Consider the following 13,157-nt stretch of genomic DNA (forward strand, 5'->3'; position numbering starts at 1 on the left):
AAAAAAAGGAGCTTAATGATTAGCAGTTATTTTTTTCAATTTTTGTTTATTATATTAAGCTCAATTTCCTGTTTTGCACAGGTATGTGTACCTTCAATGAGCCGTTTTTCTTCAATAGGTTATTCAAAAATATCTTTAGGTCAGCAACTACTTCAAGTAATTAAGCAAGGTAGCCCTGAAAAATTCAAATCTCTTTTAATGCAAGCAGTACAGCAAAATCGCGGCAATAAGCAAGCATTTTTTGAAGTAATTAATACACGAGATGAAAATACATATAATATTCTTCATTTTACTACTCTAATTGGAGATCTAGAAAATATAGCTGCGATATTTGATGCACTTAAACAATTTTATGGTAATGATAAACAGGGGCTTTTTAAGTACTTGGATGCTCGAGATAAATATGGGCTGAATGTGCTTGGCTTTGCTGAATATAATGCTGATAAAAGAACGATGCAATTAGTGCTTACAAGAACGATGCAATTAATTGGCGAAGATAAAGAACTTTTTTTTAAATTTATGAATGCACAAGATTCACGTGGTTGGCGTCCTTTATTAAATGCTGCAGATGATGCCGAATCAGATAATATGCAGCTTATGGTTCAAATAACAGCGCATGTTTTAGGTCAAGATTCTCAATTTTTTTTGGATTTTCTTAATGCCAAAGATTTTGAAGGATACACAGCTCTTGATTCAGTAAGAACTTTTCCTGATGAGCTTTTCTTGAAAAAATTTGGTGCAAAAAAAGGGAAAGAAGACATAGAAAGTGAAGAATTAAAAGAGGCTGATAGATATGGACGAATACTAATAGAATCTAGTAATCGCTCTAATTTTGCATTATTTGAGAAAACACTCAAAGAAGCTCTGGCAAAATTTAAAGATCAAAAACATATGTTATTTCACTTTCTTTATATTCGTGATGATGCAGGTTGGACCTCACTTATTAATGCTGCTACTGATGGTCAGTATGAATATGTTAAAATACTTTTGGAGGCAATAGAAGAACTTGCAATGCATGAAAAAGAACTTATTTTCCATGTTTTAAGCGCAACTGATTTTCAAGGAAGAACAGCACTTCACTTAGCATTATTAAGGCATCATTATGATATTGCTCACCTTTTGATTGATGCGATTATTAAATATTCTGATAATACCGCATTACTTTTAGCAATATTGAATACGCCAAATGAATTTAATGGTTTTACTCCTTTAATTACGGCAGTCTACAGTGGGTATCAATTTGATGTAAAAGGTTATGAGAATACTAAGCTCATAATTGAAAAAATAAAACAAGTTTTAGATAAAAATTCTCGTATGTTTTGGCTCTTTATGAATGCTCGAGATTATAATGGCTGGACTCCACTTGCATATGCTGCAGATGATCGTATACGTGCATTATTAAAATCATATGGCGCAATTGATACTACAATGCCTAAAATCTATGGTGTAACTAATTTTGAAAGTCTTGCACGCAATATGGGTATCTGATTTTGAATATTTCAAGTTTGCAATTTATTCTTCAAGGGTATTGACGCTTTATTAAAAAAAAGTAGTCTATAAGGAATACAATTGGCGAAAGTAACCTATAAATTGAAAGGTCTTAATGAATAACCGATATTTTAATAGCTTATTAATGCTTTTAATAATCAATATAATGAGTGTTTTATATATTAATGCAGAAACTGCAGCTCAAGGGATTAAAAAAGAAGATACTATACAAATGACTAAAGATGAAATTCAGACCATAGTTCGTGAAGAAATGGAAAAATCTTTTGCCTATTTTGATCCTTTTAAAATTTTAGAAAGATCCTTAGAATATAAAGATGAAGTAAGAAAAATAGAAAAAGAGCTTGATTCACGCAAGCAACAATTGAAATCACTTGAAGAAACAGCCATGAAAAGAAAAACAGAATTAGAAACTATGGCTAATGCGCTGAGTGAAAGCGCAAAAGAGCGTAAAAAAGAAGAGATGGGGAATTTAGAAGCGCAATATCGCATTAAAGCACAGGGCGCCCAAGAATATGCAGAAAATGCTGAACAAAAAGCACGCATGAAAGTATTGCGCACTATTCAGATAGAAGCGGAAGCTTTGGCAAAAGAAGAAGGCCGTATGGTAGTTCTAGCTGGTGGGGTAGTATATGGGGTAAAACCAATTGATCTTACCGAAAAAATACTCGAACGTATTAATACTAAATATCGTGCGAGTAAAGAAAAAAATAAAAATGAAGGTATGAAAAAACCAGCAGTTACTCCTGCTGCCTAATAAAATAAAAATTGAGTATATAAGAGCGGCTAGAACTAACTAGTCGCTCTTTTTATTTAATGAAGGATAATCGATGCAAAAAGATGACATTAAAGCGATAATTGGATTAGGTAACCCAGGAGAGAAGCACTATAACAATCGTCACAATATTGGTTTCCGTATTTTAGATGCGCTCGCAGAAGCACACACGGCTTATTGGCAAGAAAAAGATAATATGCTTACTGCCGAAGTTCAACATGGCAATAGAAAAGTAATTTTAGTTAAACCACAAACATTCATGAATTCTTCCAGTAAGGTACTTCCTTTTTTATTAAAAAAAGGAATAAAGCCAGAAAACATTCTAGTAGTTCATGATGAATTAGAACTTGCTTTAGGAGTTATAAAAATAAAATTTGGAGGAAGTGCCAAAGGGCATAATGGCTTACGTTCAATAATTGAGGTTATTGGTAAAGAATTCTATAGATTATGTTTTGGTATAGGACGGCCTAAAAATAAAGAAGAGGTTTCAGAATATGTTCTTTCTAATTTTCAAGAAGATCCTGCTGAACTTGAATTTCAGATTGGAAAAGCAGTAACAAAAATTGGCGAACTTTTTGATTCCGAAAAATAATTAAATCATGAATAATATCAAAGTTGGATGTGAAATTTTTGTAATAAAAAATAAATCTGTTTTGCTCGGAAAAAGAAAAAAAATTGTTATGGTGAAGGGATGTGGGGATTACCTGGTGGACATTTAGAATATGGTGAATCTATAATATAGTGCGCCCAAAGAGAACTTAAAGAAGAGATTGGTTTTGAAAAAATAGAGTTAAAGTTAATTTCAATAATAGAAAAAATTGATGAAAGAGGTCATTATATTCATATATCATTTATATCAGAGAGGTTTTCTGGTGAAATACAATGTCTGGAGCCCAACTTTTGCTACGAGTGGAAATTTTTTGACATATCAAATCTACCGCACAATATATTTAAACCACATCAAAAAATCTTTAAAAACTATTTTAGAAATACTATATATCTTGAAAAAGAATAAAACATAACAAAATGCAAAAATTACATACTATTGATAATATTTTCTTATTTTTTCAACCAAGCAACGATTCCTTCTTTTAATTGATTAATATCAATTGCAGGACCGCCACCTTGCAAGGTTCCTTTTTTGCCACCACCACGTAATTCAAAAGTATCTTTTAGCCATGTTGCAAACGCTTTTAAATTGATTTGTGATTCAAATTGATCAGCCAAAATACAATAAAAGCTACTGCGCTCATCATGAGTTGATAATAAGAAGTAAAACCCGGGTTTTTGTGTATTAAGCGCTTGTGCAATTTCTTTTAAATCTTCTGCGCTAGAATCTTCTATAGCAAAGATGCCAACAGGGATATTATTAATTTTAATTACTTGTTCAAGCCATGTTGCAAGTTGTGCTTTCCAGCTTTGTTTTTTCAATTTTTTAATAGTGTTAAGTGTTTGCTTGAATTGTTCTTGTTGCCGTTCTACTGCTTGCAGTACTTCATGCTGTGGTACTTTAAATTCTTGGCTTAGTTTTTTTACTGTGGTAAATGTTTCTTGAAATAACTCAATTGCTTTAACACCAGTAACGGCAAAGATTCTTCGCTGACCGGCAGATAAAGCTGATTCTTCTGTAATTTTAAAACAACCAATATCACCCGTTGCTTGCACATGCGTGCCGCCGCAAAGTTCCATCGAAAAACTTGGAATATCAATAACTCGTACTTCTTCTGGATTATATTTTTCTCCAAAAATTGCAATAACGCCCTTATTAACGGCATTTTGATAAGAAGTATAATAAATATTAAGTGGAATATTTTCACGAATTTTTTGATTTACTTTATCTTCAACTATTTTGATTTGTTCTGGAGTCATAGTGCCATGATAAGTAAAATCAAAACGTAAATAATCTGGATGAACGAGCGATCCTGATTGTTTTACTTCTTTACCAAGCACTTCTATAAGTGCGGCTTGCAATAAATGAGTAGCAGTATGATTATTCATCACATTGAGACGAAATTTTTTATCAACAAGAGCAGTAACGGTATCATCGATTGATATAGTTTTCGGTGCAACAATTTGCACTGCTATAGCATTTTCTATGCGTTGAAGATTAAGAATTGGTGTTTTTGTAGAATTAATTTGAATCCATCCTTGATCGCTAACTTGGCCTCCTTTTTCAACATAGAAAGGTGATTCTTGCATAATAATCCAACCAGATTCACCTTCATTTAATTTTTTAACGAGTTGGTTATCATAAATAATGCTTAATATTTTTGAGGTGGTCTCAAGTTTTTCATAACCAACAAAATTAGTTTTTACCGATTCTTCTAGATCGATAGCATCAAAGCGTTCTTTGGTGATTTTGCCACCTGATCGTTCTCTTTGTATTTCCATATGTTTTTCAAAACCTTCTATATCAACAGTAAAGCCATGCTCATGTGCAATAACTTTGGTTAATTCTAAAGGAAAACCAAATGTATCATACAGTTTAAATGCTTGAGCTCCTGAAATAATTTTTCTATCTTTTGATTCTTCAAAATAACGTTCTAATATATTTTGACCATATATGAGATTCTGTGCAAATTTTTCTACTTCGATGGTCAATAAATGTTTAATCGCTTTTTCAGCAGGTTTAAGTTCAGGATAAATAGAGTTCATTTCTTGAATTACCGATTGTGCAATTTCGGGAAAAATATTTTTATCAGTTAACTTCTGCGCAAATAATGCAGCACGTCGAATAATTTTACGTAATACATAACCACGTCCTTCGTTAGATGGTGTAACACCATCGGCAATTAAAAATGTTGATGAGCGAACGTGATCGGCTAATACATTGAATGCAGCTTGCTGCTCTTTAGTTGCTTTTTGATACCTAATATTGGTTAAATTTTCAATAGTATTAATAATATTTTCAAATAAATCGATTTCAAATAACGATTTCTTTTCTTGGACTATTAAACATAACCGTTCAAGCCCCATGCCGGTATCAACACCTTTTTGTTTTAAAGGAACATCAGAACCATCAGCTTGCCGATCATATTGCATGAATACTAAATTCCATACTTCTAAATAACGATCACAATCACATCCTGGCGCACAACTTATTTTTCCACAACCAAACTCAATGCCACGATCAACATAAATTTCGGTACATGGCCCGCACGGGCCGGTATCACCCATTTGCCAGAAATTATCGGCTTCGCCTAATCTTGAAATTTGTGCTTTTGGGAGGCCTATTTGTTGTAGCCAAATATCATATGCTTCATCATCTTCTCGAAATACGGTGGCATACATATTTTTTGGATCAAATGCCATTTCTTTTGTAAGAAAATCCCAAGCAAATTGAATAGCCTCTTTTTTAAAGTAATCACCAAAGGAAAAGTTTCCCATCATTTCAAAAAAGGTAAGATGACGATTAGTAAAGCCAACATTATCAAGATCGCTATGCTTTCCTCCTGCCCGCATGCATTTTTGAATTGAAACTGCTCTGGTATAACTCCTGGTTTCTTTACCAAGAAAAATATCTTTGAATTGATTCATTCCTGCGTTGGTAAATAATAAAGACGGATCTTGGGCTGGAATTAATGAAGAGCTGGCAACTTTGGTATGGCCATTCTTGATAAAAAAGTCGAAAAATTTTTTGCGTATTTCAGATGATTTCATTGGTTTCCTTTAGACCCGGCAGCTATTTTTTAAAATAGGTAGTACTTTAATAATAGTATAAACCAATCTTATACTCTTTTCTACTGAGCCATTTCGCTTTTTTTTTCAAAAAAATTAATTATTAAATCTGAAGTGCTTCAAAATGAGGTTTTAGTTTTTTATAGAGTTCCTGCAAATCAACTGAAATTTGCTTAGTTTGAGCAAGTAAAGGAAGGAAGTTCGTATCTCCTAACCATCTAGGTAGTACATGTTGATGTAAATGAGAAGGGATACCCGCACCACCAGCTTTTCCTAAATTAAGACCGACATTAATTCCTTGAGCTTCGAGCACGTTTTGTAAAATAATGATGCTTTCATGAGTAAGTTCAATAAGTTCAGCGCGAGCTTGCTTGCTAATATCTTTAAGGCAATTTTTATGCTCCAAAGATACAATTAAAAGATGTCCTGCATTATATGGATATAAATTGAGCATAATCGCGTGATGCTTAAACCGTTTAAAAATAAAATGTTTTTCATCATTATTAGTTGCAAGTTGTGTGCAAAAAACACAATCTTCTTTAAGGGTATCTTCACTTTTGCCCCGTAAAACTTTATGAACATATTTATTTCTCCACGGTGCATACAGAATTTCCATGTGATTTAATTCCTTTATAATTTTCAAAAATGAGCCAAAGCCAAAATGTTAAAGATAAAATTATGATAAGTGGTTCAGCAGGCATGCGCAGCCGGGCATAACCAAATCCACCGGTCATAAAAACAAGACCTCCAATCATTAGTCCTGTTTTTATCCATAATAATTGTAGTTTTTTTATTTCTAAAGTTTTTTGTTTTTGCCACGAATAATATATTAAAAAAATTAAGATTCCACCAAAAATGCCAAGCCAAATAAAAATATAAAACAATGCTTCCAGCCAACACAAAAAACGCATTAGCCAATGCATAGGTTGTTTATATAAACACAGTTGTAATTTTTCAGTTAAAAATTCTTCAAGAGGATCATAAGTATAAGAATTGTTAGCAAATGCTACAAGTTGACTACCATATAAATCAAAAGTAGTTTTTGCTGCTTCTTTACACCAATCAATCAAAAAAAACATTGGATATTTTTTTATCCAAGGAAGTGCTATTTGGCCACATATTAGTTCTTGTGGAACTACTAAATCTGGAGTAATAATTTTGCACAGTTCTTCTTGCTTTGATAATTCTTTGCTGACATTATACGTTAAATATTTAATACATTGATCAAGTGGTTTATTTGAAATACGCCGTAATATTTTTGGTGCTGAAAATGCAAGTAAGTATGGGCCACTCATTGGGCAAAAAAAACATTTACCCGTAAAATTATAATTACGTATGTACCATGGGCTTAAAAAAAGAAAAAACATACTTAAAAACAAGCAAATTTTTAAAACCTTTTTTTGCCAATTATCATTTGCTAAAAGCAAAATAAAACTTGCAATAACTGCGATGAAAATACCATTCGGACGCAGCCAAGTATATAACCCTAAACTTAGAGCTGCAAATGTTATCCAAAGCAAACTATTTTGTTGATTACATTTGAGTTGCCCAATAATGCAAAAACTGGTGTAAAATAAAAGTAAAAATGCAAAGAAAAAAAGTATAGCGAGTGCATCAGTCAATAAATAACAACTGGCAAGAATAAAACCGATATGAAAAACAAAAATCCACGCAACAATCCATGAAAGCAATAGTGAACTTGTCAAAAGAAACGCGAGAAAGAATGTTAAAATTGGAGTAAAAGAACACAAAAAAATTTGAAACCAAATTGTTGTCTTTTGCGCGGATTCCCAAGCATTAAATTGCATATTTTTTATATCATACCAATTATAAAACCATGATAAATATACTGGATAACCTGGCGTTCGCCAAAAGATAGGTTTGGCTGTTTGTGGATGATGCATGGCACCTTTTAAAGAAAGCATTACAGTGCAAATATGATAATCCATTGAATCTGCTTGGCGATAACGTTCATGGTGTTGTATATAAAAGAAAAAAACAGTAGCACGAATTAAAAAAGCAACAATAAATAAAATTAATAAGTTTTTCCATGAATATGATGATTGCACGGCGGCTCCTTTTTTTTGTGCAAATTCAAGATAATCATAGCAATGAAAAATTTTAATGGAAGCTATATCGAAGATACTAACTACTCAGTAATCTATATTTTATGAAAAAGTCTTATTTGTTTAAGACTAATAAGAAAATTAATTCTTGCAAAATATTGATCATTGTTAAAAATTATCTTTTATTTTTTAAATTGTTTTTAAAAGAAAAAGCAATTTGCATGAAAACAAAAAACATACTTTTTATTGCTTAACTCAATGTTTAAATTGCAAAGCGAAATTGTTAAATTGTTCAAAATGCCGTCTAGATCATATTTAACATAAAGTTTTTGTTTACATTTTGTTTTTTTACCGTACATTTAGCATGTAATCTTAGGGGTGTAGATTTGAAGCCAAGGAATAGGCCTATTCTTTTGATTTAAGTTTTAAATATTTATTATTTTTATAGTAAAATAAGGGTCAAATGAAAATCAAATATAGCTTTGTATTGTTAACTTTCTTTTCCATAAATGCTATGGAAATCGTACAATCTTCAAATAGTTTTGTTAATTTTCCAGTATTTGCGCCTACCAGGTTAGGAGAAGTTAAGCTCTTGCATGATGGCAAAGATTTTTTTGTGTATAAAGAAGATATGATTAAGCGCATACAGCCTGGAAGAATTGATAAAGTATTAAGAAGGGCTTGTCCTGAAAGCTTGCTTGCATTAGAAGATAAGTTATGTCTTTCATTGAATGAATCTGAAGAAGGTGAATATTCACTTGATGGCTATATAAAAGTTAATGGCGGTGGAATTCCATTTGCTTGTTTATTTGCAGCTGTTCCTCAATTAGTAGGAAAAGTTTTGCCGGCAATTGCTGCTTCAAAAATGATAGGTAAACTTATTAGTAAATTTTCTTCTGAAAAGAAACATGGTGCAAGTAGCTCATTGGGTATGTTGAGAGATGCCATTAGTTCTGCAGGAGTTACGAATGAATTTTTATCTAAAGCACGTACACAAGCAGAATTAATTCGTGAAAACTTTAGTAGTGCAATGGATTTTATACCGGGTGGGCCTGCAGCAAAGGAAGTAGTTTCATCAACAGCAAGCAATGTTAGTAAAAGGCTTGTTCCATATATTCCATTTATTACTATAAATGGTCAACCAATAGCTGAAGGAACGAGAACTGCACTAACTGCGGCACATCTTACACAGACAGCAGCTTTAAATGCAGTGGGAAGTGCAGTAGTTGATCAAGTTGGCGCTCAAAATATAGTAGCATTTACTGCTAATACGGCAACTGCTACTAATAATATTTCATGGGCGGCTTATTCTAAATTTATAGATAAACTTTCTGAGGCAGGATGGAATTTAGGCATGAGAATACATATTCCTCTTCCTGGGTTATGGTGGTTATAATAAAATATGAATTTTAAACACGATACTTGTGCAGAATATTTTATTTGGTGGCTTAAAACGTTTATTATAGTATGGCTTTGTAATTTTTTTATGCATATTTATACCTATAATGAATCAATAATAATTAATCTAAATACAATTAAATGGGATTTATTTTTCTTGATATTTGGGGGTATTTTTATAGCAATAACATTTAAGTGTATTGATTATTTAAATTCCTAAGTAATTGTATATTGATTATAGAACTTTTTTTGCATGTCCTTACGTAGTGATTTACATTGCTACGTAAGGCCTAATAAAGGACAAAATGATTCCTGAATTAAAAGTTGAAATTGCTACTGCCTTATTACTTTATTTTTTCATTTCCAGCTTATATTTTTTATTTAGTGCATGTTTAAATCCTATAATTATTACTTATCAACATGTAATAATATATTTATTTTCATTTTTTATGATGGGTTTTATAGCTTATTTGAAATGGTTATATGTTTATTTTGAAGAAAAATAATTTTTATAGATTTTTATTTTCAGCAGTACTTATTTCTTTTTTTGGATATTCTCATATATGGTTTAATAATTTTTGTGGCTTCAATCTCGAATTACCCCTTACAGATGAATATTTTATTTTATTTTTACTCTTTTTCTTAAATATACAAAAACCATATCAATTAAATGATAGAGGAAGAATAGTATGCAATTAAGTAATCGTTATCTATCTTTTGTAGTAGTTTTTACTACTGGTACTTTTTTAAAAATGCTTTTTTATAAAATGGGTATTAATAAGGAAGCAACAGGGTTTATTTCTATTTCCAACCCTATAATTACTATTCTTTCTCTATCAATAGGTCCTTGCTTACTGTATTGGTGGCGAGAGAATAAAGAGAGCTTTATGAGTAAAAAGAAAATTAAGAATTTTTTCTCTAAAATATTCAGGATATGGTTAATAGGTTGCACAACTAAATTTGTATTAATAGTAGCAAATATATCTGTTTCAGACATAACTTCATTGTATGCACTTTTAATAACAAATTTATTTATGTTTGCGTTTCTGGATTATCAAGATAGGAAAATTAATCATGCATAACAGAATACAAAAAGTCTTAGATAGAGCTATACCAGAAATCAAAGATGCGATTACTTATTCTTCAATAGCAATTGTATGGGCATTGTGTCTTTTGAGTATGCGGGCTTATTGTTTTGAAGAACCGGCATTCAGTATATCTCATGAATATACGCTCTTTTATTTAACGTATTTGGCAGTGTTTAGTGTGTATTGTGTAATACGTGATTTATTTTTTAGTACAGGTACTGTATGTAGCAGAAATAATGTGCCAACATCTTAAAATAATAAAAATTAACATGAGAAATTTGTTGCAAGTATTCACAGAGCATCTTCAATTAACATTATTGTGTATAATAATACTTGTTGTATGTTATGCCAATGAAGAATTAACTAAATTTAGTTATAATTTTGAAAATAAATACTTTGCTATTTTTATGTTATTTTTTTGGTTTGTTATTATGCCAAGTATTATTTGTTATTATCAATTTCTTTAATATGGCATATTTAGTTATTTACTTTAGGTTTTTTATATGAATCATACACTGCGATGGTTGTTGCAGTGTATGAAAAAATTGTTCTTAGCTTAAGTATTTGATTCTTAGAATGGATACATTGATATTAAGCAATTAAGTGATGGCAAATACAAACTTAATTCATATATACGTGGTGTTGGTGGTGGTCCACTTGCTGCAAAAGCAGCAGAATATGCTGCATACATAGCGGCAATACCTCATGAACCATTTTTACCTCTACATCATGCTGAAATTATGGCGGGTATAGAAGCAGCGGCTATGACGGCATACTCCGCAGCAATGCTGATACCTGGTCCTTAAGCATAAAAAATAGTATAAATAAGGAATAATAAATGACTCTTGTTCAAGCTTTTTTAAAACAATTAATATTTGCCTTATGTTTTATATTGTACTTATCATTAACTTGTATTATGCGGGGCGATAACGAGATGACAAGCATATTGCCTGAGGCGGATAGAAATATTTATTTTTTATTATTTATACTATTTTTTTGGTTTGGCTTAGGAACATTGTGGCGGCAATGGAGTGAACTTCCTTTATTGGGAATATGGAGTTATTTATATAATGCTATTTAAACTTAGAAGCATTAGAAATAATTTTAGCGGTATCAATAGAAACAATGTAGGAGCTATAGAATTTAAAAAAAATATGATTCATTTTACTGGTTCATTTTGGTTGTTTGATAAATTAGGAGAACAAGCGCTACTTACTCATCATGCGAAATTAGATAAATGGTTTCAATTTGGGTGGTCATTGTGGTGGAAATCCAGATGTTTTAGCAGTAGCACTGCGTGAAGCATAAGAAGAGTCTTGTATAAAAGGAATAAAAGTAGTATAAAATAGTATTTTTGATATTGATATTCCTTATAACTATCCAATAAAGATTTTGCTTGCTTATTTGTTTATGCTATGTTTGAGCGATGAATAAAAAGATTATTAAGGAGAGTGTTAAGGTTGTTTATGATTAAACCTATTGTGCTTATTATTGGTACCCGTCCCGAGGGTATCAAAATGATTCCCGTATATTTTGCGCTCAAAGATGCAGGGATGCCAGTTATTATTTGTTCTACTTGGCAGCACAATGAATTATTATCAGAAGTTTATAGCTTATTTAATATAAAACCTGAAATAAATTTTGATATTATGCGTCCGGGCCAAGATTTATTTTATCTGACACAAGAAATTTTAATAAAAATAAAAAAAGTATTTCAAGAAATTAATCCGTCACTAGTTTTAGTGCAAGGAGATACAACTTCTGCTATGACTGCTGCATTAGCCGCTTTTTATTTACATATTCCAGTTGGTCATATTGAAGCAGGATTGCGTACCGCATTTATTAATAATCCATTTCCTGAAGAATTTAATCGACGAGTAATAAGCATGGTTGCACAATATCATTTTGCCCCTACTCAAGATGCAGAAAAAAATTTGCATGCGGAAAAAATTAATCCAGCAACTATTTTTTGCACAGGTAATACGGTAGTTGATGCGTTATTTATAATGAAAAAAAAAATTGAAAAACAAGAGATCATAATTGATAAAAGTATTACTGATATTATTGAAACAACAAAAAAAAATAAAAAAAAATTAATTTTATTAACAGTGCATCGTAGAGAATCTTTTTCTGAAGGTATAAGAGATATATTAAAAGCAGTAAAGTCATTTGCTCGTAGAAATGATGAAGTCATATTCTTTTACCCGTATCATCCAAATCCAAACGTTACGAAAATTATTCAAGAAATAGATTTAGTAAGCGAACCAAATATTTTTTTATCACCACCAGTCAGCTATAAAGAATTGGTATACCTTCTATTGAATAGTGATATAGTTGCTACTGATTCTGGTGGAATTTGTGAAGAAGCAGTTAGTTTAAAAAAACCAGTATTAATATTGCGTAATGAAACTGAACGAGTTGAAGCCATTAAGGCTGGTCTAGCTTATTTAGTTGGTACGCAACAAAAAAATGTAGAAGATTATTTGGGAAGGTTTATGCAAAAAACAAATTCGCTAAATAAGAAAAATACAACTATATTTGGTGATGGTTTTGCAGCAAAAAAAATAGCTGCTATTCTAAAAGATGCTTTTAAATGTTCTCAGTTTTTGAATAAGGATATAAAACAGTCAACGATATAAAGGTAAT

At 31.2% G+C, this 13,157-nt stretch carries 13 protein-coding genes; 10 read left to right on the forward strand and 3 right to left on the reverse strand.

Annotated features, from left to right (window positions below):
• The first annotated feature begins 15 nt into the window (after positions 1-15).
• The 3 genes from WDZ41_03230 (at position 16) to pth (ending at position 2,873) form a co-directional block, all read left to right on the forward strand.
• The gene (locus WDZ41_03230) at positions 16-1,488 is read left to right on the forward strand and encodes an ankyrin repeat domain-containing protein (GenBank protein MEX0940346.1); all 1,473 of its coding nucleotides are present in this window, start codon (positions 16-18) and stop codon (positions 1,486-1,488) included.
• A gap of 115 nt (positions 1,489-1,603) precedes the next feature.
• Positions 1,604-2,263, forward strand: a complete 660-nt coding sequence (locus WDZ41_03235) for an OmpH family outer membrane protein (GenBank protein ID MEX0940347.1) — start codon at positions 1,604-1,606, stop codon at positions 2,261-2,263.
• Positions 2,264-2,336: 73 nt separating this feature from the next.
• On the forward strand, positions 2,337-2,873 hold the full coding sequence (gene pth / locus WDZ41_03240) for an aminoacyl-tRNA hydrolase (protein ID MEX0940348.1): 537 nt from the start codon (positions 2,337-2,339) through the stop codon (positions 2,871-2,873).
• 467 nt (positions 2,874-3,340) lie between these two features.
• Here the strand turns inward: pth and alaS are convergent, their stop codons facing one another.
• The 3 genes from alaS to WDZ41_03255 all read right to left on the reverse strand — a co-directional run bounded on the left by alaS (position 3,341) and on the right by WDZ41_03255 (position 8,028).
• Positions 3,341-5,941, reverse strand: coding sequence for an alanine--tRNA ligase (alaS, locus tag WDZ41_03245; GenBank protein ID MEX0940349.1), 2,601 nt, complete (start codon positions 5,939-5,941; stop codon positions 3,341-3,343).
• 121 nt (positions 5,942-6,062) lie between these two features.
• Positions 6,063-6,575: an HIT domain-containing protein gene (locus WDZ41_03250; GenBank protein MEX0940350.1), complete on the reverse strand. Its 513-nt coding sequence runs from the start codon at positions 6,573-6,575 to the stop codon at positions 6,063-6,065.
• The gene (locus WDZ41_03255) at positions 6,544-8,028 is read right to left on the reverse strand and encodes a hypothetical protein (GenBank protein ID MEX0940351.1); all 1,485 of its coding nucleotides are present in this window, start codon (positions 8,026-8,028) and stop codon (positions 6,544-6,546) included. Before WDZ41_03255 ends, WDZ41_03250 begins: the two co-directional genes overlap by 32 nt.
• 460 nt (positions 8,029-8,488) lie before the next feature.
• On the opposite strand from WDZ41_03255, the gene WDZ41_03260 reads away from it, so the two are divergent.
• The 7 genes from WDZ41_03260 to wecB all read left to right on the forward strand — a co-directional run bounded on the left by WDZ41_03260 (position 8,489) and on the right by wecB (position 13,150).
• Complete coding sequence (locus tag WDZ41_03260) at positions 8,489-9,421, forward strand: hypothetical protein (GenBank protein ID MEX0940352.1); 933 nt, start codon at positions 8,489-8,491, stop codon at positions 9,419-9,421.
• 307 nt (positions 9,422-9,728) lie between these two features.
• A complete protein-coding gene (locus tag WDZ41_03265; GenBank protein ID MEX0940353.1) occupies positions 9,729-9,929 on the forward strand; it encodes a hypothetical protein in 201 nt (66 codons plus the stop codon).
• Between the two features lie 183 nt (positions 9,930-10,112).
• Positions 10,113-10,505 (forward strand): hypothetical protein, encoded by a 393-nt coding sequence (locus WDZ41_03270; protein ID MEX0940354.1) that lies wholly within the window; start codon positions 10,113-10,115, stop codon positions 10,503-10,505.
• On the forward strand, positions 10,498-10,764 hold the full coding sequence (locus tag WDZ41_03275; GenBank protein MEX0940355.1) for a hypothetical protein: 267 nt from the start codon (positions 10,498-10,500) through the stop codon (positions 10,762-10,764). The genes WDZ41_03270 and WDZ41_03275 overlap by 8 nt, the downstream gene beginning before the upstream one ends.
• A gap of 585 nt (positions 10,765-11,349) precedes the next feature.
• On the forward strand, positions 11,350-11,592 hold the full coding sequence (locus WDZ41_03280; protein ID MEX0940356.1) for a hypothetical protein: 243 nt from the start codon (positions 11,350-11,352) through the stop codon (positions 11,590-11,592).
• Entirely contained in the window at positions 11,582-11,812 is a 231-nt protein-coding gene (locus WDZ41_03285; protein MEX0940357.1) for a hypothetical protein, read from the forward strand. The genes WDZ41_03280 and WDZ41_03285 overlap by 11 nt, the downstream gene beginning before the upstream one ends.
• Positions 11,813-11,977: 165 nt before the next feature.
• Positions 11,978-13,150: a UDP-N-acetylglucosamine 2-epimerase (non-hydrolyzing) gene (gene wecB, locus WDZ41_03290; GenBank protein MEX0940358.1), complete on the forward strand. Its 1,173-nt coding sequence runs from the start codon at positions 11,978-11,980 to the stop codon at positions 13,148-13,150.
• The last annotated feature ends 7 nt before the right edge of the window (positions 13,151-13,157 follow it).

This window comes from Candidatus Babeliales bacterium (assembly GCA_040879965.1).
Lineage (GTDB): Bacteria > Babelota > Babeliae > Babelales > JACPOV01 > JBBDJI01.

Excerpts from the sequence above, each read along its gene's own strand:
- WDZ41_03230 (MEX0940346.1), top strand. The coding sequence starts at position 16 with ATGATTAGCAGTTATTTTTTTCAATTTTTGTTTATTATATTAAGCTCA.
- WDZ41_03235 (MEX0940347.1), top strand. The coding sequence starts at position 1,604 with ATGAATAACCGATATTTTAATAGCTTATTAATGCTTTTAATAATCAAT.
- pth (MEX0940348.1), top strand. The coding sequence starts at position 2,337 with ATGCAAAAAGATGACATTAAAGCGATAATTGGATTAGGTAACCCAGGA.
- alaS (MEX0940349.1), bottom strand. The coding sequence starts at position 5,941 with ATGAAATCATCTGAAATACGCAAAAAATTTTTCGACTTTTTTATCAAG.
- WDZ41_03250 (MEX0940350.1), bottom strand. The coding sequence starts at position 6,575 with ATGGAAATTCTGTATGCACCGTGGAGAAATAAATATGTTCATAAAGTT.
- WDZ41_03260 (MEX0940352.1), top strand. The coding sequence starts at position 8,489 with ATGAAAATCAAATATAGCTTTGTATTGTTAACTTTCTTTTCCATAAAT.
- WDZ41_03265 (MEX0940353.1), top strand. The coding sequence starts at position 9,729 with ATGATTCCTGAATTAAAAGTTGAAATTGCTACTGCCTTATTACTTTAT.
- WDZ41_03270 (MEX0940354.1), top strand. The coding sequence starts at position 10,113 with ATGCAATTAAGTAATCGTTATCTATCTTTTGTAGTAGTTTTTACTACT.
- WDZ41_03275 (MEX0940355.1), top strand. The coding sequence starts at position 10,498 with ATGCATAACAGAATACAAAAAGTCTTAGATAGAGCTATACCAGAAATC.
- WDZ41_03280 (MEX0940356.1), top strand. The coding sequence starts at position 11,350 with ATGACTCTTGTTCAAGCTTTTTTAAAACAATTAATATTTGCCTTATGT.
- WDZ41_03285 (MEX0940357.1), top strand. The coding sequence starts at position 11,582 with ATGCTATTTAAACTTAGAAGCATTAGAAATAATTTTAGCGGTATCAAT.
- wecB (MEX0940358.1), top strand. The coding sequence starts at position 11,978 with ATGATTAAACCTATTGTGCTTATTATTGGTACCCGTCCCGAGGGTATC.